This is a genomic window from Nocardia sp. NBC_01377 (genome assembly GCF_045040005.1).
GTDB classification, from domain to species: Bacteria; Actinomycetota; Actinomycetes; order Mycobacteriales; family Mycobacteriaceae; genus Nocardia; species Nocardia noduli.
In genome coordinates this window covers 103,282-127,133 of sequence record NZ_CP109568.1, presented here as the reverse complement: position 1 = coordinate 127,133, position 23,852 = coordinate 103,282, and the positions used below count along the sequence as shown (strand labels likewise).

General features: G+C 65.1%; 20 protein-coding genes. 13 read left to right on the top strand and 7 right to left on the bottom strand.

The window, feature by feature from the left end; all coding sequences use genetic code 11:
- Nucleotides 1-131 precede the first annotated feature (131 nt).
- Entirely contained in the window at nt 132-878 is a 747-nt protein-coding gene (locus OG225_RS43465) for a hypothetical protein (RefSeq protein WP_405183688.1), read from the top strand.
- Between the two features lie 1,858 nt (nt 879-2,736).
- A complete protein-coding gene (locus OG225_RS43460; protein ID WP_331761011.1) occupies nt 2,737-3,321 on the top strand; it encodes a DUF4760 domain-containing protein in 585 nt (194 codons plus the stop codon).
- Nucleotides 3,322-3,586: 265 nt separating this feature from the next.
- On the opposite strand, the gene OG225_RS43455 is transcribed toward OG225_RS43460, so the two are convergent.
- The 5 genes from OG225_RS43455 to OG225_RS43435 all read right to left on the bottom strand — a co-directional run bounded on the left by OG225_RS43455 (nt 3,587) and on the right by OG225_RS43435 (nt 9,600).
- Nucleotides 3,587-5,833 carry a site-specific integrase gene (locus OG225_RS43455; protein ID WP_331761009.1) on the bottom strand — a complete coding sequence of 749 codons (2,247 nt, stop codon included), beginning with the start codon at nt 5,831-5,833 and terminating at the stop codon, nt 3,587-3,589.
- Nucleotides 5,834-6,066: 233 nt separating this feature from the next.
- Nucleotides 6,067-7,323, bottom strand: a complete 1,257-nt coding sequence (locus OG225_RS43450) for a tyrosine-type recombinase/integrase (protein WP_331761007.1) — start codon at nt 7,321-7,323, stop codon at nt 6,067-6,069.
- A 286-nt stretch (nt 7,324-7,609) separates the two neighbouring features.
- On the bottom strand, nt 7,610-8,578 hold the full coding sequence (locus OG225_RS43445; RefSeq protein WP_331761005.1) for a hypothetical protein: 969 nt from the start codon (nt 8,576-8,578) through the stop codon (nt 7,610-7,612).
- Nucleotides 8,579-8,745: 167 nt separating this feature from the next.
- A complete protein-coding gene (locus OG225_RS43440; RefSeq protein WP_405183687.1) occupies nt 8,746-8,979 on the bottom strand; it encodes a hypothetical protein in 234 nt (77 codons plus the stop codon).
- 306 nt (nt 8,980-9,285) lie between these two features.
- Nucleotides 9,286-9,600: a hypothetical protein gene (locus OG225_RS43435; RefSeq protein WP_331761001.1), complete on the bottom strand. Its 315-nt coding sequence runs from the start codon at nt 9,598-9,600 to the stop codon at nt 9,286-9,288.
- Nucleotides 9,601-10,105: 505 nt separating this feature from the next.
- Here OG225_RS43435 and OG225_RS43430 point away from each other — a divergent pair.
- From OG225_RS43430 to OG225_RS43400, 7 genes are all read left to right on the top strand, one after another.
- Nucleotides 10,106-11,215, top strand: a complete 1,110-nt coding sequence (locus OG225_RS43430) for an NAD-dependent epimerase/dehydratase family protein (RefSeq protein ID WP_331760999.1) — start codon at nt 10,106-10,108, stop codon at nt 11,213-11,215.
- A 169-nt stretch (nt 11,216-11,384) separates the two neighbouring features.
- A complete protein-coding gene (locus OG225_RS43425) occupies nt 11,385-12,941 on the top strand; it encodes an NAD(P)/FAD-dependent oxidoreductase (RefSeq protein WP_331760997.1) in 1,557 nt (518 codons plus the stop codon).
- Nucleotides 12,938-14,380, top strand: a complete 1,443-nt coding sequence (locus tag OG225_RS43420; RefSeq protein WP_405183686.1) for an NAD(P)/FAD-dependent oxidoreductase — start codon at nt 12,938-12,940, stop codon at nt 14,378-14,380. The genes OG225_RS43425 and OG225_RS43420 overlap by 4 nt, the downstream gene beginning before the upstream one ends.
- Before the next feature lies 1 nt (nt 14,381).
- Nucleotides 14,382-15,671 carry an oxygenase MpaB family protein gene (locus OG225_RS43415; RefSeq protein ID WP_331760995.1) on the top strand — a complete coding sequence of 430 codons (1,290 nt, stop codon included), beginning with the start codon at nt 14,382-14,384 and terminating at the stop codon, nt 15,669-15,671.
- The gene (locus OG225_RS43410; RefSeq protein ID WP_331760994.1) at nt 15,662-16,738 is read left to right on the top strand and encodes a porin PorA family protein; all 1,077 of its coding nucleotides are present in this window, start codon (nt 15,662-15,664) and stop codon (nt 16,736-16,738) included. Before OG225_RS43415 ends, OG225_RS43410 begins: the two co-directional genes overlap by 10 nt.
- 2 nt (nt 16,739-16,740) lie before the next feature.
- Nucleotides 16,741-18,414: an enoyl-CoA hydratase-related protein gene (locus OG225_RS43405; RefSeq protein ID WP_331760993.1), complete on the top strand. Its 1,674-nt coding sequence runs from the start codon at nt 16,741-16,743 to the stop codon at nt 18,412-18,414.
- A gap of 184 nt (nt 18,415-18,598) precedes the next feature.
- A complete protein-coding gene (locus OG225_RS43400; RefSeq protein ID WP_331760992.1) occupies nt 18,599-18,742 on the top strand; it encodes a hypothetical protein in 144 nt (47 codons plus the stop codon).
- Between the two features lie 38 nt (nt 18,743-18,780).
- Here OG225_RS43400 and OG225_RS43395 read toward each other — a convergent pair whose 3' ends face one another.
- The gene (locus tag OG225_RS43395) at nt 18,781-19,329 is read right to left on the bottom strand and encodes a GNAT family N-acetyltransferase (RefSeq protein WP_331760990.1); all 549 of its coding nucleotides are present in this window, start codon (nt 19,327-19,329) and stop codon (nt 18,781-18,783) included.
- A 132-nt stretch (nt 19,330-19,461) separates the two neighbouring features.
- Entirely contained in the window at nt 19,462-20,280 is an 819-nt protein-coding gene (locus OG225_RS43390) for an abortive infection family protein (RefSeq protein WP_331760988.1), read from the bottom strand.
- A 320-nt stretch (nt 20,281-20,600) separates the two neighbouring features.
- On the opposite strand from OG225_RS43390, the gene OG225_RS43385 reads away from it, so the two are divergent.
- The 4 genes from OG225_RS43385 to OG225_RS43370 all read left to right on the top strand — a co-directional run bounded on the left by OG225_RS43385 (nt 20,601) and on the right by OG225_RS43370 (nt 23,836).
- Nucleotides 20,601-22,079 (top strand): hypothetical protein, encoded by a 1,479-nt coding sequence (locus OG225_RS43385; protein WP_405183685.1) that lies wholly within the window; start codon nt 20,601-20,603, stop codon nt 22,077-22,079.
- A 94-nt stretch (nt 22,080-22,173) separates the two neighbouring features.
- Nucleotides 22,174-22,611 carry a hypothetical protein gene (locus OG225_RS43380; protein WP_331760985.1) on the top strand — a complete coding sequence of 146 codons (438 nt, stop codon included), beginning with the start codon at nt 22,174-22,176 and terminating at the stop codon, nt 22,609-22,611.
- 221 nt (nt 22,612-22,832) lie between these two features.
- The gene (locus tag OG225_RS43375; RefSeq protein ID WP_331758815.1) at nt 22,833-23,036 is read left to right on the top strand and encodes a cold-shock protein; all 204 of its coding nucleotides are present in this window, start codon (nt 22,833-22,835) and stop codon (nt 23,034-23,036) included.
- A gap of 281 nt (nt 23,037-23,317) precedes the next feature.
- Nucleotides 23,318-23,836, top strand: a complete 519-nt coding sequence (locus tag OG225_RS43370) for a hypothetical protein (RefSeq protein WP_331760983.1) — start codon at nt 23,318-23,320, stop codon at nt 23,834-23,836.
- Nucleotides 23,837-23,852 lie beyond the last annotated feature (16 nt).

The window sequence follows — 23,852 nt, the reverse complement described above, 5'->3', positions numbered from 1 at the left end:
CACGCACGCGCCCCGCGTAATCGGAACTCCGCTGCGCTCCGTGCTTGCCCTATGCGGCCACCACCCAGCCGTCCCCGACACCTCGACCCGAGCGCCACCACGACGCGCGCCGACACCACCGGAGGAACACCATGCCCTACGCCGCCGACCACAACATCCTCACCGCCGAGGAGATCGCCGACGAAACCGCCACACTGCGCCAACTCGTCGCGCGCAACCGATTCTCGCCCAGCCGCATCCAACGCGGACTGTGCGACCTCGCCACCGTCGCCGCGACCGCCGAGGCCACCGCCCGCCGAGCCGCGGCCACCATCGAGCAATCACCACACGACCTGTCATCGATCGAACTGCTCGTCACCGCCGCGCGCGGCCGCCGAACCGCCGCGATCGCCCGCGCACGCGCCGACGTGCTGCACGAACTGATCGGCGGCCGCCGCGAGCGCAACCACACCCACACCTTCACCACCCACCCGGTAACGGACATGCAGCTGTGCGCTTGCGGACTCACCCCGACCAGCGCCGTCCGCATCGACCCCGACTACATCACCGCATGCTGTGGAGCCCTCATCAACACGGCCCGCGACGCTTACGCCCTGGTCTACTGCTCCGCCTGCGACAAACCCGACCGCCCGCTCATCCACCGCGACCAATACCAAGCCGAAACCTGTGCCGCGTGCGGCCGAACCAACACCGAAGCCGGATCACCCGAGAAATGGACCTTCCACTGGCACATCCCTCGAGGAGTATCGGTTTCGGCGCAATCCTGCGGAGGCCTCTGCGCCGACAAGGTCGAAGCCATGCGCGACCACACCGGAACCCTCCCGCGCATCCCTCACTCCGCCGAAGGCCGAGTCAAATACGCACCCACCACCACATAATCCGCCGGTGGGCGGTGCGGTACCCGCACCGCCCATCCAGGTCCGCAGAACCAGCATCCGCGGCACACCCGCCGCGCGCACCGCGAATCGGAACTCCGCTGCGCTCCGTGCTGCCCCATCCCGGGCCGCTCCCGGCCGCCACACGTACCGCAGCCGCCAAGACCAACGACCCAACACCGAAATTACATCCAGATACGTATATATGCGCATCTAACCGTGCTCCGGCGACGCCGCAGGGTGACCGGCCGTGTACAGCCGGTCACCCGGAAAGAAGGCCTCGATGACCGACACCGACCTCACCGCGCAGAACGCGCCGCGTCCGCATTGGCACCCCAAATCGTCCCACCGAATCGCCGACGACGGACGGATACATGCTCTGACCGGATATCGGATCCACATCGAACCTGGGCGGCGACACTCCCGTGACGCACGCCGACTGTGCGACGAATTGAGCTGCGAAGCCTGCACGCACAATTGCCAGTGCTTCTCTGAACTAGACGTCAGTTCGCCCGACGGCCGCCACTGACGTCGCCCTCGGTTGACACAACGCCGGCCGAAAATCCATACCAATCCTCCGACGTCATCTAAAAACCGACCGCCCTTATTTCTTTTGGTGCCAGTCGCGGCGCCGAACGGCCACCGTTGGTGGTGACTTCTCCAACTGAAAGTCAGCTCCCACAATCTGAGCCACATGGCATGCACGTGCATCCAGTTCCGGTACTGATTGCGCCGATGCACGAGCTCATCGGAACCGAGTGTCAAACGGTAGACTTGAGCTAATAAAATTGCACGGTACGGCGTAGGTCCGCGATAGAATCTACTTGCTCATGCTTGTGTTAAACGGGAGGCAGCGCATGACGTCAACTGGCACTGATATCGACTGGGCGATGGCTACGTGTCGATTTCAAGCAGAGATCGAAGGAGCACGGGCTCACAATCTCGCGCATGAGACAGCGCTAGAATTTAGACGGCTGTTACACCTGCAATCTCTGGGTGTAGCGATTACCCTGAGGGACGACTCTCTCATTCACAGATATTTGAGGTTGCTCAGCGCTCCGCCATTCGGTGATATTGAAGTTTCCAGCGCAGAGTTATCGCCGCAAATGAAAGCAAAATACAGCAAAGCATTCGGCTTCAACCCATCATATATCTGGACCGAAGCTGCGAGCGAATTCCTAGCCGATAGCGAAGCATTTCCGGGGCAGACTTGAAAATGATAGACGATATCCAAGATGGCGCCGGGCCGTTAGTGGCCGCCTTTACATTTGACGGAGCGCTCGCGTTTGCCTCCGAGGGAGAAGAATATCAATCCCGCAGTCTTGTGCGAATAGTTCAACATCAATCCGAAATAGACTACGATGGCCGACTGCGCACGAGCCGTCAACTGTCGCTTGGAGCACCCGGAGAAAAATTAATCGAGTTCCACCGCGATTCCGGATTGGAGATGGCTCGGAGATTCGCATCGACAGATGTATACCCCACTCGTGCTTCATACATATATTACGAAGTCGGTGACTACTTTGGACCGCACCAGGATGTTCCACAGTGCGATGTTACTTTAATAATCCCACTCACTTTCCCGAGTCACCTCACTGTCTATCCTTCGGGACTAGAGGGCGCTCCTACCCGAATTTTTGAGCAATACACTCGCTCAGAGTTGCCTGGCGCTATTCGCATAGATTATCAAGCGGGGAACATCTACGGAATCCGTGGCGGGCGACTGCTGCACTCACGGCGGCCAGCTTCAATCTCACCTGAGATGGTCGCCGTTGCATGCTACTCCGCCCTTATTCCAGAGATATGAGGAGTAACGCGACAACAACCCGTTGTCTTCGACAATACGCCCTCAATATTTACCATGGGAAAACTAGGCAGAATTCAATTGATCGCTACAACAATCGCAGTTATTGGTATTGTACTGAATCTTGCTGGCTTAACTTTTGTGGCATTGCAAGTGAATATTGCCCGAAGGCAGTTTTCTCACGCTCAACAGGGAGTGCTTGCTGAGCATGCGCGTCTGCGCCGGAAGGCAACTGTTGACTTTTTCATGGAGGGAGTGGAATACAGGAACCGCTGGCGTACCATTGCGCCAAATGACTGGAATGAAGAGGTCACCGCGAGATTTATCCAGCAATCATTCGATGACAGCAACGGCGCGGCATTGCGTGAGCTGGCCACATTCTTCGGTTATCTCGAAACCATGGCAGTAGGAACGGCAGCGGGTGTCTACGACCTGGGGACTATCGACGCTCTAGCTGGCGATTGGGTCGTCGCAATCGCGAAAAACTACAAGCCATATTTAGAAAGGGTGCGCATTACGAGCGGTGCACCTGCACTCTATGTCGAATTCGAGTGGCTCGCTAGACGGTTGAAGGAAATTCGACCTTCTGGCTCTGAATATATCCTCGTTGCGAACCGCAATACTATAGCTCCGCCCGGATAGTAGTTAGTCCATTACATCTTCAACAATAGGGTCGCCCGCAGAGCAGCGAGAAATTAGCTGCGATTCGCTCGATCGCGGAGCGTCCGATTCAGTCGATCACAACCCGGAGTTGCGTTTTGCCAGCACGTCTATGTAGCGATGCCGGTGGATCTCGCGAATTGGCTTGAGCGCCAGCCGATCGACGGAAAGCTTCGTGAACTTTCGATCCCGTGAGGGCTGGCGAGGACTGTTCACGCGGGCTACGGTCCGGCTTCTCCGAAGCTTTTCATGAGGCGGAATTTCTTCCGGCGATAAATTCGAATCCGGGGATGCCGAGTTCAGTTGCGGCTGTGGTTCGCTCAAGCGAGGCGTCGATCTGGGCGAGTTTGTCCTTGACGCCGGTATAGCTGATTTGGAGTCCTTCGACTTCTCCGAGCCAGCCTTCGCGTTTGGCTTCGATGATGCGGGCTTCGAGGTTGTCGCGGATCTCTTCCAAACGATGTCGTTGGGCGGGGTCCGGCCGTAGGAGTGAACATCTCACGCATGCGTGCTCATGAATACATGACGTCGCGAAGGCTCGTGCGCAGGTTCCGACGGAGACCTTTCGCTTCTCGAAGTGGGACAAGAAGGCATCCCATTCCTCGTCGGTGGGAGTACGGTATTCCTCGCTGGGGCGCGTAGACCGTCGCCGGGCGATGAACGCCCGATGCGCTTCGATCGTCTCCGTAGGATAGACGGCTTTGTAGCCCATCGTTGTATCGATGCTCTTGTGCCCGCAGATGATCTGGGCGATGTGCGGCGGCAGGCCGTTCATGATGGCGTCGGTGACGAAGATTCTCCTGAAGTCGTGGGCCTGGAACATCAGCGGATTGCCGTTGGCGTCGGTGAGCGCGGACGCCGCGAGCGCGTTGATCAGTAGCTTGCGGATCGCGCACGCCGTGAACGCGCGTCGCTCGTTGCCGATGCCGCGCTGGAACAACACCGGCATCGGCGGGTTCCAGATCTTTTCCCTGATGTCGTAGGCGACGACCAGCGGGATGGATCCGTCCGCGGCGCGCAGGCGCTGGACGATGGCGCTGAGGACGTCGGCTAGCTCGGGGCTGACCAGCAGCATTCGTTCGGTGTCGGTCTTGGACGGTGCGATCTGGAGCAGCGGCACCAGTTCACCGGTGTCGGGCAACCTGTATTCGGTGATGCTGTGGTGGGACAGTTCGAGCAGTTCTTCGCACCGGATGCCGGTGAGACGAAGGACCTCGATGGTGGCGAACGCCCAAAACGCCTCCTCTTCCTCATAGGACAGGTTGCGGCGCTTGCCGGTCGCGACGTCGTCGGCCCAGACGAGTCGGCCGATCGCTTTGGGGGCAATGGCTTTGCGCAATGCGCCGCCGGTGCCGTCGATGACGGCACCCGGCTCCGTGAGTTCAGCGGCGGCCAACAGGCGGGCGGTGGCCAGGCGACGATCATTGGCGGTTCGCACCAGCGCCGGCAGCACGGGCAGCCGTTCGCGGGTGCGTTGGTCCATGCGAGCCTTGCGGCGCTTGAGGTCCTTGCCCTTCTGCACTTCGGCGTCGGTGATCGGGCAGGGGGCGACCCACGGTCCCCAGCGAGCGGGGTCCTCGACGGCCCAGTGCGCGATGTCGAGGTAGAACGCACGGACCCGGAACAGCTCGTCTTTGTAGCTCAGGCGCTGGGCCGCCACCTTGATCCGCTCACCGGTCGCGCTGGTTGTGGTGCGTTCGACGGTGGCGATCGATTCCTTCCAGGCGCGCACCACCTCCGGCGGAAGCCGCAACGTGGCGCTTCCGGGAGCCAGCGTCTCGATGCGCGCCCAGAACAGCCCGGCGAGCGTTCTCGACGCCGCGTCGAGGCTGGTGAAGTCCAACGAGGGCTGCCGTTCACGAAGGTAGTCGACCAGCAAGTCTCGGATGGGACGGCACTGGATGCGATAGCGGTCGACACACTGCTCAATCGTCAATCGCCCACCGGCCAGTCCGAACGCGCGGATGCTGTGCGGCGCGTTTCCCGGGAACACGCCCAGCGCGCGGAGCCGGAGATAGAAATCGACCTTCTTCTGGCCACCGCGGGCCTGGACCTGGCGGATGGTCTCCACGAGCTCCACGCAGTCTCCGACCGCGATGTCGGCGACGCCGCCGCCCTTGCAGGCCATGATCGTGGCTATGCGGGTCGCCGCGATCTTCGCATCCGCCGCCGAACTGGCCGGTCCGGCCGCCGCCAGCTCGGCGAGCCGAGCGAACCCGCTTTCATCCCTGACCTCTGCCATCGCCGAAGTCAGATACCGGTGGGCACGCGTGAGCATCCATGGCAGGCCGGGCCGCAACACGTCGCCGCAGATCAACATCAGCAGCCCGGATTGCACGTCGACCGAGTCGCAAGGCCCGGTGCTGCCGCAGGTCTCCGCGATCCAAGCGGTCGGCAACCTCACCCACTCCGCCCCCGGACATCCTTCGGCGCCGCTGGCCAGCCAACGGTCCTGCCAGGTTTCGCCGGGAAACGACGACAGCCAGCGCAGCATCTTGGCTATACCGCGCCGTCGCCCACCCCGAGTTCCCTTGTTCGAGGGTGCGAACGGCGGGGAGGTCAACCTCCGCTGCACCTGCTCAGCCGTGGCTGCGGTGTGCGGCCACCAGGCCCCAACAGGGCGTGGTGGAAACTCGGTGCGCAGCTGACCATTCCGCAATCGCTGCTCTGCGGCGACCGATGCGACGGCGGGCAGGGGTTTGCGGGTGCCGTGCTTGACGAGGGAGGTCACAACGTCCTCCCGAACAACACGCTCAGCACCTGAGGGTCGTAACCGGGAGCCGGCGGGGGCGGCACCGGCTCGTCCCGTTGTTCGGCGATGCGCGCGTGATGGGCCAAAATTCCCGCGATCACCTCGTCCCTGTCTGGGACCAAATAAATTTCGGTGGTGGACAGGTGCGCGTGCCCCAAGACGAACTGCACGTCGCACAACGTCAGGTGCGGATCGCGGACCATTCTCGCGGCCGCGCTGTGACGGAGGTCGTGCAAAGTCCAATCCGATCCAAGCGCGCCGTTGGCTCGCTCGAACATCCGGTGCGCCGCATGATAATTCAACGGACGACGCGGCCGCCGAAGCGTCCACCACACCGGCTGCATGCGACCCGGCGGGATCTGACCATGCAACTCCTGCTGATACAGCCGCAACCAGACGAACGCATCCGCCGACGCGGGAACCTCCTGAATTGCACGAGTCCCCTTGCGCACCACTGTGATCAGCTGCTGACCAGGATCGACGTCGCATTGCCGCACCCCCAACAGCTCCGACGCGCGCACCCCGGTCGAGATCCAAAACGCCACCAAAGCACGATCCCGATTCGACCCCAGCGCAGCGAACAACTCGTTGAACCGCTGATCGGGAATGGCACGCGGCACACGCTTCGGCATCTTCGGCCGGTACCTCCCCACGGGTTCGCGCGCCCACTCGTCCATCGGATTGCGATGGGCGTGCGCTCGCCGCGACCGGCGGGCAGGATCGAGAGGGAACGGGTTGAGGATCGGGCCACTGCCGGCATCCCGATGGAAGTCGTAGAAGCCCCGCAGTACCGTCTCCGAGTGCACCACGGTGGCCGGCGCGTACCCATCGCTGAGCGCCGGCTTGCCGGTAATCGGATTCGGCGGTGCCACAGCATTATTCGTCCAGACGGCACTTCTGGTGCGGGTGGACGGACTCCGTTTCTTCACGGTGAGCTGGATCCAGCAACTGAAGTCGCGCGCCTCGTCCCGGCTCGCACGATCCCAACAGATCTCGACTGCTTGCAGGAATCGCCACCAACGCAACAGGTCCATCCCATACGAGCGCAGCGTTGCCGCTGATCGGCCTGCCGCCAGCAGCTCCCGCAGGAACACAGCGACCGGCTCCACCACCCCGCCCTCGACATCCAGCAGTCGATAGGGCTCCGCGGCATCACCGGTCGGCACCAACCTGCCATCGCACTGCACGACCAGCAGGGTGAGGTCGCGGCGACTCTTCTCCGATTCGATCACGCGGGCAAGCTACAGACACAGCACCCACCCGCGGTGTCCCGACCTGCCACAACCCCACAGTTAGTTCAGTCAATGGTGCTTCGCATGCTCTGGCTGGTGTCTCTGCGACACCCCACCCGAATCTGCCTTCTACACCAACGAATTCACCGCCACGACACTGCCACGGGACGCGCCGCGATGACTTCCGGACCAAATCCGCTAGGACGGCCCGCCGCGGCCCGGCCATGTGCTCGCCGACAGGGGGGCACATGCCCCTTGGTCTGCCCCCGGTCCCACCATCAGCAGTTCACACCCCGATATCGAAACTCAACTGCGTATCCGAAGCCGCAATCCGCCGCGAGGACCCGCGTCCCGGCGTCGCCGACCCACCCAGCAGGGCACGCACACGCGGACCGTTGTGAAACCCCTGCCCCATCCGTGCTCGCACCTCCCCTGCGGACAACCCTCGCCGGTACAGCTGCAACTCCACCGTCGCCCGCAACGCCGACACAGTCAGCTTCCACCCCAACCCCGCCGCATCCCCGATCTCGGCCAGGATGTAGCCCAGGCTCTCGTCATCGCGGATGCGACCGTGACTACTCAGCGTCACGAAGAACGCACGCACCCGGGTCTTTCGCCCCAACAGCGCGCGGCGCTCCCGCCGCCACCCGAGCAACACCCACGTCGTCGACTCACGCAGCACCAACGTCCGAGACTGCCCGTCGGAGCCCGTCAACACCACCGAGCCACCCCGCGCCGACAAGCTCACCGCCTCATCATCGAGCCCCCGAACCTCCGACGTCGACGGACCGACATCGAGCATGAACGTGATCAACGCATAGTCACGTGCCGACCGCGCCGCGGCCGCGTCCAGAATCCGGCTCCGCTCGTCCTCGCTCAACGTCGCAGGCACCACCGGATCCGGCGCCGTCCAATCGACCTGCACCGGACCCAGATCGAACCACTCATACAGCGCGACGATCGCGGCCAACGTCACATTTCGAGTCGAAAGACGTTGCCCTACAAGATAATCCGACACCGCCGCATCTCGCGCCGGGCCATCGCTCAACGCATCCGGATGCGACTGCGTCACCACCAGCCACATCAGGAACCCCCGGGCCCGCTTGTAGTAGGTCACCTGCGTCGACTCCGCGAAACTCCGGCCCGCCAGATACAGCCGGAACCCATCGCGCAGCACCCCGGAAGCGAGTGCATTCGGCCCACCCGACCGCAACAACGCCAGATCACGCCCACTCAACCGCGCCGCCGAATCCATCCTCACCTCCACTGCCTTGGTGACCCCCAACGATCTCACGCCCCACCGACAAACGCGCCGCTCGAGTTTCCCTAAGCGCACGCACTACTGACTTCGGGAAACTCGAGGCAAGCAGCACCTCGTCGAGGCGCTCGTGTGCTGTGTCACGGGCGAACCGCGGAGTCGGCTCAGTCGTCGCCGTGAAGGGCTGTAGGTCCGAGCGTTTCGAGGAGCACCAGTTCGGCGCCGAGCTGATCGTGGGATTGTTCGCGCCGCGCCGCGGACACGGCCTCTCGTCCATATCTGTCCAGCAGTTCATCGACTACTCGCGAAGCTGTATCGGCGTCTCCGCCGTGCAACGCATCCTGCGCTCGTCGAAGCCCGTCGAGGATCGTCCGGTCACTGGAACCCGGTGTCGTCATCTGTTTCCCTCCGTGAGCGGGCCGAGCGATCACGGCTCCCCACCGCTGCTGTGCGAAGAAGTGGCCAACGCGATGTCGCAGTGTCGCATGGCCGACGAAGCCTCGCTCGAAGTCAGTCGGCGATCTTCTCTGTGCTACCGCGACCCTGGAGCTGCCCAACTCCCGTAACTCTCCACCCGATCACACGGCGGCAGTACGCACGACGCGATGACACGACCACCGACACGCGAGCACGCCGACGGGATTGCTCAACGCGAGGACAGGCTTTCCGACGGACGATCGCAGATGCCCGTCGGACTGCTCTATCTAGACCTCCACCACCGGAACTGCCCAACCACGCGTCGGATCGACACGCCGCAGCCAGCCGACCGCGAATACACGCTGCGCCGCGGCGCTGCGCCACCCGTGATGCTTGTACGCGAACAACCAATGACCGACCAGCCACAGCACGAGCCCCGCGCAGATCATGGCCACACCGCGCGTCAGGCCGCCGATCAGGTAGCCAGCACCGGCGACGAGCAGCAGCAAACCCAGCCACCGCGCCACGGTGTCGCCGATCACCCATACCCCGATCCCCGCGACGATCACGACGCCGACAACGCCCAGAATCGTGGTGATCATCAGGTCCCCCCTCGTGCCGCGCTGTTCCGGCAGCACGCGATACCGGCGGCCGGAGTCCGCAGACACCCTATCGCGCGTAAACCCATGTGACAAAAGAAATTCTGCGTCCGTCAACAGCAATTCGGCGACAACATCTCCCGACGCCTCTAGTCGCGACCAGGACCACTTTCCCTGTCTGCGACTGTCCGTCACTGCGCATCCGCAGCAAAGATTCCCTTGACGCCGAAAAAAACTGGCTTTAGATTGGCTTTCAGGTGGCAGTGGCCGGTTCACGACAGGACTGTCAGCGCCACCCGCTGTCGCCATCATCCCTGGTCATCACCGATATCTCCGGCACGTACGGCCGCCGAATCGCCCGCAGGACAGCCCCTTTGGAAGGTGCACGCATGATCCCGAATTTCCCCTGCACGGCCACGGCGGCCGCACACCACCGATCACCGCGATACCACCGCAGCGCCGCGCGCAACCGTGCCGCGACATGCACGCCAGAAAGATGGAGCCGGGCATGAGCGTCCTCGACACCTCCGGAATGGACACCACATTCCCCGCCGCCACGGGAAAGGTGCTGGTCACCGGCGGCACCGGCTACATCGCCGGACACATCATCGCCGACCTGCTCGAACACGGATACAGCGTCCGCGCGACCGTACGCGACATCACCGACAGCAACAGCCACGCCCACCTCATCGACATCGCCGAACGCCACGGTGGCGCCCTGGAATTCGTGCGCGCCGATCTGACCAGCGACACCGGATGGGACAACGCGGCGCGCGGCTGCACGGCGGTGCTGCACACCGCTTCACCGATGTTGAGCACAGACCCGTCGCAGATGGTCAGCACCGCAGTCGACGGAACACTGCGAGTGCTGCGCGCCGCCGCGGACTCGCCCAGCACCCGCCGAGTCGTGCTGACCTCCTCGACACACGCGGTCGACGGTAGCGACACCGATGGTGTTCTGACCGAGGCGCATTGGTCTCCCACACGCGACACCGGCCCCTACGAGGCCAGCAAGACACTGTCCGAGCGCGCCGCATGGGACTTCGTCGCGGCACTGCCGCCCGAACAGTTGGAACTGGTCACGATCCTGCCCGGTATGGTCATCGGGCCGCTGCATCACCGCCGCATGTGCATCTCGCTGGTACCGGTGCAACGCCTTCTCGCGGGCACCCTGCCCGGTCTCATCAATGTCGGATGGCCGATGGTCGACGTACGTGACCTCGCCACCGTGCACCGGCTTGCGATGGCGTCACCGCGAGCAGCCGGAAACCGGTATCTGTGTGCGGGAGAACAGATCTGGATGCCCCAGGTCGCACAGATCCTGACCGACGAGTTCGGGCCGCACGGATTCGACATCCCCAGCCGTCGCCTGCCCGACTGGGCCGTGCGGCTCATCGCGATCGGCGACCGCGAAGCCCGCCTCACCGTCCCCGTGCTCGGCAAGATGATCCGGATCAGTACCGCCAAGCTCACAGCACATTTCGGTGTGCCGCTGCGCCCCGCCGCCGAATCCATCATCGACACCGCCCACAGCCTGCTCGAGCATCAGTTCGTTCCCCTGCCCCCGCACAACCGAAGCCCCGGTGTGCTGCCCGCCTTCGCCGGAATGCGTCCGTAACCATGACCGATCTCGCCACCGTCCACGACAGATCGCCTCGGGTCGCCTTCGCACTTCGCCCCGCCCAGTTCGATCCACCGAGCGGACCCGCCAGGCCGCAGCGCGGGGTCCGAGAGAGCGGCCTGCACCCGCCGATCCCCGCCGCGCAGCCGTCGCCGGAAGGCCACCGATGACACCCGACACCGCCACATCGCCGTCGACGACCACAGTCTTCGCCGACACCGTGCGAGCCCGCCACACCCTGGTCATCGTCGGCGCCGGATTCGGCGGCCTCACCATGGCTGCCGAACTCAAGACCGCCGGCATCGACGACTTCGCGATCCTGGAAAGCGGCCACGACCTCGGCGGGGTCTGGCGCGAGAACACCTACCCGGGATGCACCTGCGATGTGCCCTCCCACCTCTACAGCTTCGCATTCGATCCCCACCGCAGTACCGAGGTGCGCTATCCCGACCAAGCCGCCATCCTCACCTACATGCAAGACGTGGCCGAGCGCCACGGCCTGCGCTCCCACCTCCACACCGGCGTACAGATCGCCACCGCCGAATACGACGACACCACCGGAACTTGGACGCTCACCACCACCGGCGGGCAACACATCCTCGCCGAATACGTGGTGTGGGCCGTCGGTCAACTACACCGCCCCGCCATCGCGGATCTGCGCGGGCTGGCCACCTTCGGCGGCCACGCGTTCCACTCCGCCCGGTGGGACCACAGCGCCGATCTCACCGGCCACATCGCGGTGATCGGCACGGGATCCTCTGCTGCGCAGATCGTCCCGCACCTCGCCCGTACCGCAGCGAGGGTGACGGTGTACCAGCGCACCGCGGCCTGGATCCTGCCCCGCCCGCGCGAACGGTTCGGCCCGATCAGCCGCGCGGCCCTCCGATCCGTGCCCGGCCTGCACCGGATCTACCGCCACGGGATCTACCGCGCAGCCGATCTCGTCCTCGCCCCGATCATGCGTGGCGGGTGGTCGGCCCGCCCTGCGGAATGGATCGCTCGCGCGCACCTGCGACGCCACGTCAGCGACCCCTGGCTGCGGTCGCGCCTGACCCCGGACTACCGCATCGGCGAGAAACGGATCCTGCTCGACAACAACTTCTACCCTGCGCTGACGCTGCCGCACGTCGAGCTGGTCACCGATGAAATCGACCACGTCAGCGCCGACGGAATCCACACCACCGACGGCACTTTCCGGCAAGCGCAGGTGATCGTGCTCGGTACCGGGTTCACCGCCTCGCAATTCCTCGGCGGGATCACCGTGCGCGGCCGGGACGGGGCGGACCTGCACGCGCAATGGCAGCAGGCCGGAAGATCCGAAGCGTACTTCGGGCTCGCGGTACCGAACTTCCCGAACATGTTCCTGATCGCCGGACCGAACTCCTTCACCGCCGCCAACTCCAATCCGGCCATCAAGGCCAGCCAAGCCCGCTACATCATGCGCGCTCTCGCACTCGGAACCCGGCTTCGCACACCGATCGAGGTCAGCGCGTCCGCCATGGTCGACTACCGCCGATGGCTCCACGACGCCCTCGCCGACACCGTGTGGTCGACCGGCGTGCCCAGCTGGTTCAAACAACCCGACGGCGCGGTCACCAACCCCTGGCCGGGATCGGCGAGCGCGTTCGAGCGAATGACAGCACACGCCCGCCCCGAACACGACTTCGTGACAGTGCCCTCCGCGGCGCCGCACCTGCTCGCGACCGCGAGGCGGACAGCATGAGCGCTCCCCCAGTCCCGAATCCGCGCACAGCACCCAGCAGTGAGGACCGCCTACCGGCACCCTCCACCGCGCGGCATCGATCCCGAACTCACACCGACGCCTTGGTGAACGGCACCGAGCACGGCGAGGTGAGCACCGCAGTCGTCATCGGCGGAGGGATCGCAGGCACGCTCGCCGCCTGGGCGCTGCGCGGATACGCCGAGCGCGTGATCGTCATCGAACGCGACCACTACCCGCAGCAGCCCGAATTCCGCTCCGGTGTTCCCCAAGCCCGTCACGCCCACCTGGTACTACACGGCGGGCACCAGGCCCTCGAGGAACTGATCCCCGGCATCGGCGCCGACCTGGCCGCCGCGGGCGCGAACCGCGTCGCAATGAGCGGTGATCTGCGCTGGCTGACCTCCGCCGGATGGATGGCCACCCACCCGAGCGAGCTGACATTTCTGAGCTGCACCAGACCCGTGCTGGACCATGTGGTGCGCAACCGAGTAGCCGTCGGATCCGACGTGCAGTTCCTCCAAGGCGCTCACGTCGTCGGCCTGACCGGCTCACCACAGGCCGTGACCGGTGTACGAATTCGACGACGAGGCAACTTCACCGAATACCGACTGCCCGCGCAATTGGTCATCGACGCCTCCGGGCGCTCCACGAAACTGCCCGAATGGCTCACCGACATCGGATGCCGGGACGTACCGACACAGACCGTCGACGCCGGAATCGCCTACACGACACGCCTATTCCACCCGCCCCGCCGACGACCCGAATTCACCGCGCTGTATCTGCAAGCCACCCGTGACCAACCCTGGACCGGTGCCCTGCTGCCCGTGGAGGACCGGTGGATCGTCTCGCTCGGCGGAATGCGCGGACACGAACCCGAACCCGGCACCCCCGGATTCGAGAAGCTGCTGACCCAGCTACAACAACGCGATCCCGTCCTGAGCCAGACACTGCGCGACGCGCGCCCCGCCGGTGACGTCCGAAACTTCCACGCAGGCCCGAGCACACGCAGACACTACGAACACCGCACCACCCCCTCTGGTCTGGTCGTACTCGGCGACGCGCACACCACCCTCAACCCGGTCTACGGGCAAGGCGTGACCATCGCGGTGAAAGGCGCCCAAGCCCTGCGCGCGGCCGTTCGCCACCACGGCGGCATCGGACACCGTGCCGCGGCCGCGGCACGTGACGGGATCGCTGCGGCCTCCCGAGACGCCTGGCTGATGTCCTCGGCCGAAGACGCCCGCTACCCGGGCACCCTCGGCGGCCCCACCGGTCGCCTCGTGCGCGCCCAACACCGCTACCTCGACCACGTCCTACGCCGCGCGACCGTCGACCCCCAGATCACCGCGGCATTCGAGCGGGTCATGTCGCTACTCGACCGCCCCACCGCGCTGCTGCGGCCCGGCATCGCGACATCTGTCCTGACCGGATGGCGGTGAGATGGTGCACGCACCGCACGCGCGCCTGCCGCATCCACCCCTGCTCAGCGCAGGGCCGCTCGCACTGGCGATGCGCCGACTGGCGCCCGGCGATGCCCGCGCGACCCACGCCCAACGCACCGCCTACCTTCGCCGCTACACCCAACTCGGCGACCCAGAAGCCGACGCCGTAGTCGCGATGTTCGCCCGCCTGCCGCCAGGGCAAGGACGGCGACTGTTCGAGGCTGCCCTCGAGTACGGCATCGACACCCTCATCGCGCCGCCCGACGAACTGCGCGAATTCTTCGCCGCCATCGACGAAGTCCCGTATTGGGTCGACACCGACCAACTCGAGCGCGGGTGCCGGGTCATCGGGCGCGCCGGGCCGGTCGGGGCCACCGCGCTGGCGATGCTCGCACTGTGCGGGGGCTACCTGGCCGCGCGTGTCGCCAAACCCCTGGTCGCGACTGGCGAACTCGCGGCGATGGCCCCACGTCGTCTGGGCGCGACCATGCGTTGGTGGACCGCGGTCACCACCCCCGGCGGCATGGACCGATACGCGCCCGGATTCACCGCGACGGTGCGCGTTCGCCTCACCCACGCGCTGGTCCGTGCCGGACTTTCGCGCCGACCAGACTGGGATCACACCGCCTGGGACACACCGCTCAACGCCTCCCAGCTCGCGGGCACGATCACCCTGTTCGCGCTCGCCCACCTCGCCGGATCGCAAGCATTCGGAATCCACTTCACCGCCGCCGAACGCGAATCCGTATACGCGGTGTGGCGCTACATCGGACACGTGATGGGCGTCCGCCCTCAAATACTCCCCAGCACCGAGCGTGATGCCTGGCGAATGTGGTGGTTGCAGTCGGACTACGAGTTCCGGCAGCCGGATCAGGACTCGAAACTCCTTGCACAGGCACTGATTTCGGCAATCGGCCCCCTGTGTATCGGGCACGGCGAAAACCTGCCCTCCCGCCTGGGCCGAACCATGGTGACCGAATCCATGTCCGCCTACGCCCGCCTCATCCTCGGCCGAGACAACGCGGATTTCCTCGGCCTGGCCGATCGAAAAGCATTCCAAGCCTGCATCATCGCCGCAGCGGCAGCCGCGGCCGTACTGGAATATCCCAGGCGCGCGATCCCCGGCGCGACGCGCTGTGCCGAGACGATCGGGCGCCGCGCCATCGTCACACTCACTCGCCGCATGGCAGTGCTCCAAGACTGCGCAGTGCCGAGCGAATCTGCGACGGCAACACCTCTTCGCCCAGCCTCCTCGACACGAGCAAGGAATAGACGACCATGCACCTGAAACGACGCCTCGCGCCCCTCGTCGCGCTCGGAGTCCTGCTGCTCGCGGCAGCGCCGATCACGCACTTCACGGTGGCGCCCTACCTGGCCAAGCTCCCGTCGAATCTGGACCAGACCACCGTGTTCGACGGGAGTATGCAGGTCCCCGACATGGCGTCCGGCGCGCTGATCGAGCGGCCGATCCAGCTGGAACGACGGCTGAAAGCCGAGTCCGTGGACGGAGACATCGCGGTCGTCACCCTCACCGCCGAGCTGTTCGCGTCACCCAGAACCGAGGGCGCGCAACCGCTCTCGCGTGAAGTCCAACGCTACGCCGTGGACCGCACGACGTTCGAGCAAGCCGCACCGCCGACCGGAGTGCAGGTCCTGGACCAGTCCAGCGCGGCCGTCTTCGCGCTGCCACCCGACTTCGACCGCGAGGGAAACCGCTTGTTCGACGCCGCCGCCCGCCAGGCCGTTCCGCTCACCTACCTGTCCACCGATTCGATCGCCGGGCGCACCGCCGAGACCTTCCGCGCCGAGAACACCGCCGAAGTCGCCGACCCCGATCTGCTGACCACCCTGCGCGCCGGAGTCGGCGGCCTGTACGGAACCGACGGAACCACCGTGCCGACCGCAGCCCTGGCCGGCCTCGGCGTGCCCGCGGACATCCTGGCCGTCTACGGTGACGCGGCACCGGTCACGCTCAGGGTCCACACGATCTGGCAAGCCAGCGCCGACCGCGATTTCGGCGCGCTTCTGGCGCTGGACCAAACCGTGCAGGTCGACGCGGTCGTCGGAGACACCGCCGACCCCATCGGGACCATCACCTTGCAGAAACTGCACGTCCGCACCGCCGAGACCGATATCGCCCGAGCGGGCGCGGATCTGGACAGCAACGCGAGCAAGTTCGGACTCGTGCAATGGTGGATCCCCATCGCGGCCGCTCTGCTCGGCCTCGCATTGATTGCCGCCGCTGTCCGGCGCACACCCCCAACATCAGCCGCGACGCCGGCCTGGCACGACCTGGCGACCCTGCGCCCCGCCGACAGCGACACGACCGAGCCGGAGAAGCAGGCAGCACCGTGACCATGCAGCGAGTGCTTCTGATGGTCACCTCCCGAAACGGCTTGACACAACGCGCTGAACTGGCGCTGCGACGCGCAGGGCGAAGCGTGCGCACCGCCGTCGTCACCACCGACGCCGAAATGGACGCCGCGACCGCCTCAGTCGACTACGACATCGTGATCTGCCCCTACCTCACCCGCCGGATCCCGGCTCGGATCTACTCGAGCGGCCCGCCGGTCGTGATCGTGCATCCCGGCCCGATCCACGACCGCGGGCCGTCATCGATCGACTGGGCGTTGACCGACCCCGAGCAGACAGCGACCAGCGACGGCCCGCGATGGGGAGTCACCGCTATCGGAGCGGTCGACAAAATGGACGCGGGCCCGATCTGGGCATCGCGCATCGTGGTCATCGACACCACCGAATCCAAAAGTTGCCTCTACAACGGCGTACTGGCAGACGCCGCGATCGAGGTCATCTGCGAAACAGCCGATCGCGCACTCGACTGCGACTTCGTCCCCCTGGACCAGGGTCGGGCACCGCGCCCGGTGCCCAACGCACGCACCCGCAGGCCCATGCGGCAATCCGACCGAGCATTCGACTGGGGCGAGGAAGCACGAACCATCCTGCGCCACATCCGCAGCGCCGACGGATCCCCCGGCGTCCTGGCCACCATCGCCGAGCAGCCCTTCTACCTCCACGACGCCCACCCCGGGCAGCCTCAGTCATCCGGTGCGGCCCCGGGAACCATCATCGGCCACCGCGAGCACGCCATCGAGATCGCGTGCGGAGTCGACGACAGCATCTGGATAGGCCATCTCCGTGCAAAACTCCACGACGAGCCGACCTGCAAAGGCCCGGCCACCAGCGTGCTGCGCCGCGCCGGAATTTCTCTGGCGCAAGCACCCGTCAACCCCAACCCGACCCCGACCCGTGACATCGCCTACTGGCAAGAGGGTCAGATCGCGACGATCCGCATCAACACCTACAACGGCACTTTGACCACCGCCCAATGCGCGCGCCTGGTCGACGCGATCAACCACGCCAGCACCCGCCCCATCTCGGTCCTGGTACTGCGTGGTGCCACCGGCCCGTTCTTCTGCACCGGATTGCACCTGGGCGCCATCGAATTGGCATCCAACCCATTCGGGGAAGGAATGGCCAACATTCGGGCGATCAACCAGGTGTGCCGCGCACTGCTGCAATGCCCACACACCGTGATCGCGGCGATTACCGGCAACGCGGCGGCAGGCGGGGCGATGCTCGCGCTGTGCGCCGACATCGTGGCCGCCCGCGAGCGCGTCATGCTCAATCCCCACTACCGCATGGGGCTGACCGGATCCGAGCTGCACACCCTCACACTCCCGCGCCGGGTCGGAACCGCCACAGCCACACGCCTCCTCGTCGACGGGGAAACCCTCGACACCCACACTGCCCGCGACCTCGGTCTCATCGACCACATCGGACCCAATTCCAACGGCGAATTCGATGCCTGGCTATCGAACCTCGCCCGCAGCCTCAGCGGACCAGGAATCCTTACCCGCACCACCAAGGCCCCCCACTGGGATCGCGCCACCATCGACCATTTCGAGCGTCACGAACTCGCGCAGATGTCGCTCGACCTCTCCAGCGACGCGCACGCCCGCGCCCGCCGCGCGTTCCTGCTACACCAACCCGAACCCGCCCGGGTCTCGTGATCGCTCGAAGCCCTCAATCTCGGCCGCCTGCGACGGGTTCGCCGCAGGCGGCACCCACCGAGACAGCTCACCGCATGCTCGCTCAACGTGACCCCGCGACGTCGACGGACCGGCTCGTCGACGCAATGATGTGGGACACCTACTCTCCGAGGTGGGACGAGGTCGAACCAGGGAGACTCGAACAATGGCAATAGATCCCACGCAGCTCGCCGATCTCGAGGCCGGGCTCACCGACAACATCTTCACCGACGACGAGATCGTAGAGCGCGTGCGCGCGGCCGGACTACCCGAACTCGCCCGCGTCCTCCGCACAGCATTTTCGCGATGAACGACTGCCGTGTCCCCCGCTGACGCAGCAGGTAATGATCAGATGTGCGTGTTTTTCCCAGTCGCCGGGCCGGGGATGGTGAAAGGCTGAAACGTCGTTCCGTCCCTTCGCTTCTCGGGATCCTCGCCAGCTAAGTCGAGCCTCCGCAGCATCCCGAGGCTACCGACGTTCGTAACATCCACCGACCCGCCCAGGGTCGCAACATCAGAGAGGGCCGGTTGCTCGAATAGGACTCGCAGGACAGCCGTGCCGAATCCGCTTCCTTGTCGTCTCGGGTCGACCACGATGTTCACACCGCCATGAAAGGGCGGACCTACCGGACTTGCTTTCCCGTCGGGGCCGCTCTGACCGGTGACCTGTACCGAGACGTAGCCGACGCAGACACCAGTCGATTGATCGTGCGCCATCCAGCGCAGTGTCGGCCTGGCAATGCGGCCCCCGGACATCGCCGTTCTTTCGAGCGGGTCTTGTAGAACGGTCGCCAGAGGACCGAGATATTTCCGAATCGCCTCGTCCTGCCACCACTGTCTCAGGGTGGCCTCGTCTTCCGCTGTGTATTCGGTCAGCACGACCGCAGGCACTGCCATTTCGTCATTCTTGTCGTCGGGCGGCCGACGTCGCGACCCCCGGCACCTCGCCCATGGTGCTGTCGATGCTGGGCATTCCCGATAAGTTTCGTGCCCGTGAGCCAGACCTGTGATCCATAAGAGTCCAGGACACTAGTCGGTATCCAGGTCTTGGAGCGTATCCAACACGTAGTGGCACCACATGAGCGCTGCGCGGACCACCAAGCGGGCGTGGCGAGGTTCAACGGAGCTAAGCGCCTGAACCATGCCATGACCGTCGCCGTAGTTGTTCCTCAGTGTGCCGACGAACGAAGTCAGTTGCTTGAGTAAACGCATAGCCTCGGCCTGGGGTGACTTCCCACTTGGTTCGGGGTTGAGGTCGAGTGCTCGCAAAGACGCATTTACCAACTTGTCGAAGCTGTAGTCATGAGCCTCTTGATTCTGGTCCCTCAGCACAGCCTTCGCGGTGGCCTCGACGAGGTTCTTTGCCTTCGCGACTGCCGCCCCGAGGTCGGTACTCAGCAGTCCGGGAATGCGGGCGAGTTCCACGCGGATGCCGGACGGGTCGCTCAGCAGTTCGTCTGCGAGTTCGCCCAGTTCGTCGATCTCACTCGGAAGATCACCCCGTTCGAGTTCGTCCACGCGGTCTTGCAAAGCACCGCGGACCTCCTCTGTGATCTTATCGACGTACGCCCGACGCTCCGCGTAGGTCCCCCACCTGGTCTTGGAGAACGCAGTCCATTCATCGAGCGTATTCCAGCGGAAAGGTGTCTTCACCCCCAACCGGATCAGCAGCGGGTTGAGCAGACGGCGGCAATCTGAGTAGGCCCGGGTACTGGGATCTTTACCGGTCGCTGCGGCGGCCAAGATGCCGAGCAGGTCGTCCACCCGCTCGATTCCCGCCTTCAGTTCATCGATGCTGGGTGGTGCCGCGTCGTCTTCATCCCAATTATCGTCTACTGACCAGTTCACTCAGCCATTGTCCCTACTCCGTCCACCCTGTTTCGTGTGCTCTACGACATGCGGCGAGTTGCGTGGACATGCCCTCTGCTCCGAGCGAACAGCGAGCAGCGAGCACAGTCCATCGGTGCTGCCCGGCAGACGACACCACATCCGAATGCATCAAGTCACGTTATGCAAGAAGCGGGGTCGACTGCGTGCGGTGCATCCGCGGCTGGTGAAGGGTTTGCGCCGCGGATCGCGGAGGGTGTCGGCAGTCGCGGCTACCGTTGAGGGGCAACATGTTTGCTGTGTCGTCGACGGTGCGACGCTCGAGCGAGGGGGGATGTCTCATGCCGAAGTCCAAGCGCCGCAAGCCTGCCAAGAACCGGGCTCACACCGTGCCGCGAAAGAACACGTCGCGGATCCCTACCGCGCCCACCCGGTACGCGGCGGGCCGATTGAAGGGGTCTATGGAGCAGATCGCGGAGCTGCTGTTCTCCGGCCAGGCCGCGCCCGACACGGTGGTGGAACTACTGCCGCCGATGTTGTGGCTGGGCCACATGCACGGCCAGCCCGCCAACGTGTGCGTCGACGCGTCGATGGTGCTGCACTACGCCTACGCCGAACTCGGCATCACCGCCCACCCTCGCGCGGTCGACCTCATGATCGAGGACCAGCGCACCGGCCAGACCATCGCCTACGGTCGGCCCGACCCCGCATGGGAGGACACCACTTTCGCTGGGCACTGCATACTGTGGCTGCCAGGGTCGCTGCGCATAGTCGATGCCACCGTCGAGCAGTACCCGGAGGTACGCCGACACCGGCTCGGTCCGATCGTCGGACGCGTGGCAGCGACGTCAGGAAACACCGCGCAGCGATCAGCGTTGCAGCGCGGCGAACTCGCCCCCAACGCGCACATCGCGGTGCAGCGCGAGGATCTTGTGCTGCTCTACACCACCGTGGGCAATGAATTCGACCAGATCGTCACCGGGCATCCGGGGGTTATCGCGAACGCCGAACAGCACCGGCTCGCCGGTATCGACCTCGCCTCCCATGCCCTGATGTTCTGGCGGCTACCCGGCGTCGTCGACCGCGTCCGCGCGGCCCCCTACCCGCGATTGCACGCGCTTCTCGACGCCGTCGGCACCACCGATCCCGTTCCCGACGACACCGGGCATCTGCGTTTCCCCGTTTCCGTCGGCGACGGCACCGAAGTCGCTCTGCGCCTGGACGACATCACCGCAACAGCCCATCGCGACACCCCATCGCCCAGTGCACCCGCCGAACCCCAGGTCTTCGATATCCTGACCGACCGTCGCCGAGCGGCCGCGGTGCTCGAAGACGTGCGCACTCACGCCCGCCTGCTCGCCGTCGCCGACGAGGCTACCGGCGGTGGCCACCTTCCGGTGATCGTGTTCGAGCCCCTCGCAGCGGTCGTCATGACCACTCCGGGCACCGGTCGCAGGGTCGAAGCCCAGGCCGCCGGGATCATCAGCGTCGGATTCGCGCCACTGGGCCCCGCCGCGCCCGTTCGCGTGCCGCTGCTGTCCCGATGGTCGATCCGGCGCACCCTGACCGGTCTGCAACTGTGGGATCACGCGGCGAAGTGGGCCGTCGCCGAGGTCGCCGTACCCACCGAATGGCTCTCCGCTGCCCACCGGCACGGCCAGGTCCAGGTCATCTACGGCGTCAACACCGGCGCCCGGATCCCCGAGGCAACAAATCCCGACACCTACACCGACCGCCGCCGCACCGACGAACTCACCGCCGCCCGCCGCCACGGCACCGCCGCCATCGCACGAATCCCCTACCGCGCCAGCACACCGTAAAACCATCGGAGGCGAACAACAGCAGCAAAGGCGCGCAAGGCTCACCGGCCCGGCCCCACAACCGGGCAGGTCATAGCTGTGTCACGCTCATTCTGTGAGTGATGTCGTCGTCGAGCGTAGCTCCGCGCACCTGGCGCGAGGCTCGCTTGCACGCCTGCTGCACGCGTTGGCGGCCATGCACCGACTCGTCGCCGACAGCGACTTCGCGCACCCGAAGTGGCTGCCCGAACTTGCGCCGGGCGCCCGATCAACTCACCTGATCGCGATCCACGGTGAGGAGATGGCGGGTTTCCTCGCAGGGCGACCACATGACGGCCATATCGCGCTCATCGGATCGTTGCGCCCCGGCGTAGGAATCGGCGCTGCCCTGGTCGAGGCCTTCGCGCACCACGCCACCGCGGCGGGTACACCACAACTGAGCGCGGTCATCGACACCGAAGCAACTCGCCGCTGGCAACGACGAAAGTTCCTCGAAAACAACGGTTTCCGTCTATTGGAGGGAAGTGCGCTGCACTTCGTTCGCCAGCTCTGACACGTTCTCGCGAGAACCGCGCAACCGCTGCCCCCACGGGGATTCATACGGCCCGCCCGAGCCGGGCATCGGATTCGATGACACCCGCGCCGGTCCGTAACAGGCTCCGATACCGGACACTACTGTCCGGGTTGTGGAACCGATTTGATCTTGGCGGCGTTGACCTTGGAGACCAGGGCATTCCCATTGTCGGCATCTGGCTGGAACAGAAAGTGTATGAAATGGCTCAAGGCACCGTGAAGTGGTTCAACAGCGAGAAGGGCTTCGGCTTCATCGCCCAGGACGGAGGAGGCCCCGACGTCTTCGTGCACTACTCATCGGTCAGCGGCTCCGGATTCAAGTCGCTCGACGAAGGGCAGCGCGTGGAATTCGAGATCGGCCAAGGCAACAAAGGCCCCCAGGCCCAGGACGTCCGCGTCCTCTGAAGCATCGCATGTCGACGGCCCCGCCACCGGCGCACCGTGGCGGGGCCGCCATCGCGCCAACCCCACGACACTCCGACACGCAGACCCCATGTCAGCGGAAGTCGTTGACACAGAGTAGATTACAGGCCAGCCGCGTACTTCATCCAGGTGATCCGCCGCGCGTGATCAGCGATCGAGGTTCGGTCCCTGGAGCAAGGGCGCGCATCAAGGGGGAATTCACAAGGGGGTGAACTCCAGAGCCGTGCTCAGAAGACCCGCAGTCGCAGGTCGAGGGGGATGCCGTGAATGCCGACGCAATCGATACACTGCCCGACAGCCGACTCATCGTGGCCACATTCGCTCGACACGATGAAAGCGACCTGCCCACCACTACGGAATCAGTGCTGCTCGATTCGCTCGGGGGGCTGCTCGACCTACACCGCCGGATGGCAACCCGAACCACGACTGTCGATGTGCCTGTCGCATCCGCAGTGCCGGAGGCGGCAGACGCCGAACTCGATTCGGTGATCGAGATCTGGCACGAGTCACAGCGCCTGATCACGGCCATCGATCGGGAGGCGCGTCGGATCCTCAGCGCCCCCGCCCCGGGGGCCATCGAGCATCCCGATGGCCTGGGCGCGGTGTACTCCCGTCTCGCCTACCTGTACTCGATCTCATTCGATCGCTTCGTGTTCGACGGTCCCGACGGGGGCAACCGTCGCCGACTGGGCCGTGCCTACATCGACCACGACGACCTCCACCACCACCTGATGAGCGGCACAAAATTTCTGCCCACCGCGCTCACCGCTTCGGACAGCTGACGATTCAGACGGCGAT